Origin of the sequence: Pseudoalteromonas sp. ESRF-bin5 (assembly GCF_002632075.1) — a bacterium.
GTDB lineage: Bacteria > Pseudomonadota > Gammaproteobacteria > Enterobacterales > Alteromonadaceae > Pseudoalteromonas > Pseudoalteromonas marina.
This window is the reverse complement of record NZ_NTLW01000027.1, coordinates 1-2,052: the sequence shown is the minus strand read 5'-3', so window position 1 is coordinate 2,052 and position 2,052 is coordinate 1. Positions and strand designations below refer to the sequence as shown.

Annotated in this window: 2 protein-coding genes and 1 pseudogene; 2 read left to right on the top strand and 1 reads right to left on the bottom strand. The window is 38.6% G+C overall.

Annotation, left to right across the window (positions count from 1 at the left end; translation table 11 throughout):
• Positions 1 to 373 precede the first annotated feature (373 nt).
• Positions 374 to 664, top strand: a complete 291-nt coding sequence (locus BCG07_RS00425) for a hypothetical protein (RefSeq protein WP_243531551.1) — start codon at positions 374 to 376, stop codon at positions 662 to 664.
• A gap of 81 nt (positions 665 to 745) precedes the next feature.
• A pseudogene (locus BCG07_RS00420) lies at positions 746 to 904 on the top strand (transposase); the annotation flags it as partial.
• A 27-nt stretch (positions 905 to 931) separates the two neighbouring features.
• Here BCG07_RS00420 and BCG07_RS00415 read toward each other — a convergent pair.
• Entirely contained in the window at positions 932 to 2,008 is a 1,077-nt protein-coding gene (locus BCG07_RS00415) for an endonuclease/exonuclease/phosphatase family protein (protein ID WP_243531553.1), read from the bottom strand.
• Positions 2,009 to 2,052 lie beyond the last annotated feature (44 nt).

Below are 2,052 nucleotides of genomic sequence, written 5' to 3'. Positions count from 1 at the left end.
GTTATATGCTTTCATTTTATAGCGCCTACGGTTAAAGTTAAGGACGGAATGTGCTTAAATCTCGTTTCTCGCAGGTCTTATAGATAGTCTTGGTCGGCAATCCCTGAGTATGCGTTTTGAAATCGAGGTGCTCTGTTGGCTCGAACGTCTTGTTAAAAACATTGGATGTTCGTCATTCAATATTCGTAACCAACAGAAGCATATTCCACTTAATATAATAGTCAGTTACTTTTAAATTAAGTGGCTTGGTCGAACTATAAGTCACTGAAGAAAGACTCGTCACGGCTTGAGCGAGTTCCTTCGTCACATAAGTTTAGCAAGCCTAGACCGCTTCTTGATGAAGCGTTATATTTCAAACGAATTGGAGCATTAAATGAATTCAGAAGTTAAAATCGATATCTTATTTGCTGGGCTATTATTGATTCCAGTATTGATCCTTGCAATTCCTTATATTAAAAATAAGCTAGTGATCCTTTCTCGCGGTAAAGCTTTTTCAATTATCTCATTACCAATATCAGCATATTTAATTTATGACATATCAATTGAAAGCAATGTTTTCGGCTTAGTCGGTTTGTGTGTAGCGTATATCGCTTTCTTTTCTACTTATGCCGCTTCAATATCACTATTGGCTGTTTCAACCAAAAAAGAAGACTTGGCGCAATAAAAATATAACAATGCACTCAAAAGGGTAATTACTCCTCACCCGTTTTAGTAGACACCTCCTCATTACTTTGAGGAGGCTAAAATGCCCAGATATACCCAATCTAGGAAGACATCGTTTTACCCCGTTAACTTCAAAATTAAAGCATTCGAACTAAGCTTACGAGACGATGTCATGTCAAAAGACGCTGCCGAGGCGCTAGATATTCATACGTTAATGCTTAGTCGTTGGCGCTTCGCTTATTCGACCTACACAACCTAATAACAATTACTATTTTTCAAACCTGGGGACTTTTCGCTTATCGGCTTTGCTCATGGTAAGTTCTGCTACTTCTTCTTGCTTTAACTTGTCGGGTTTGTCCTCTAATGACTGCTGACTGGCATTTTCATAAGAAAGCTCGGTAAGCAGCGCAAAGTGGTCTGAGCCATATTTAGCTAAGCGCTCAATACGCTTAACCTTAAAACCCTGGCTATGAAATAGGTGGTCGAGCGGCCAGCGCATAAAAAAGTAACCCGCGTGGAATGTATTATAAAAGCCGCGACCTTTACGGGGATCTAAAAAGCCACTTATTTGCATAAATAAACGCGTACTGCGCGACCATGCTACATCGTTTAAATCACCCGCTACGATTGTTGGACGAGTTGGGTTTTTAACTGCTTTGGCAACCATTATTAGTTCTGAGTCGCGTGGGCGCGATGAATCTTCTTCAGTTGGGCTTGGTGGTGCTGGGTGAATAAAGTGCCCTTGCATTTCAAGGCCTTCGTCGTTTTCAAATAAAATATGAATTGAAGGAATATCATCTTCAATGAGCTCACATATTTGCGCATCGAGTAATTTAAATTTGCTGTATAAGTGCATGCCATAGCGATTGTCTTTAGGGCATTCGATATAATGAGGGTAGTTTTTTTTAAGCACAGATAGCTTTTCTTCCCACCAGCTATCGCTTTCAAGTGTAATAAGTAAGTCAGGTTTATGCTGATTCACCAACGCTATTAGTTGCTCACTATTGTGGTTTGACATAAGCACATTAGCCGACATAATTCTTATACTGTGCTCGCTGTTTTTGCTCGCGCTTTGTACTTCTTTTTTTGCAAGCCAAGTATAAGGAAAGATCCACTTACCTTGTAAAACCATAATAATTACAGATGCGAGCGTAATATAAATATAGTGCGTATCACTATTTAGCCATAACAAAAATAGTGAACTAGCAAATATAAAACCAGCAATATATAACACTTGCAAACGAACAAAATCGCAACTTCTAACCAAGTAATGCTGGCTGTATGACATGGGTAGTAAAGTTACCAGTAAAAAAAAGCCAGTAGTTACAGCCAACAATGTAAGCATTACTTAAATCCCTTTAAATTAATTTAGCGACTCAAAATTGATAA

Excerpts from the sequence above, each read along its gene's own strand:
- BCG07_RS00415 (WP_243531553.1), bottom strand. The coding sequence starts at position 2,008 with ATGCTTACATTGTTGGCTGTAACTACTGGCTTTTTTTTACTGGTAACT.
- BCG07_RS00425 (WP_243531551.1), top strand. The coding sequence starts at position 374 with ATGAATTCAGAAGTTAAAATCGATATCTTATTTGCTGGGCTATTATTG.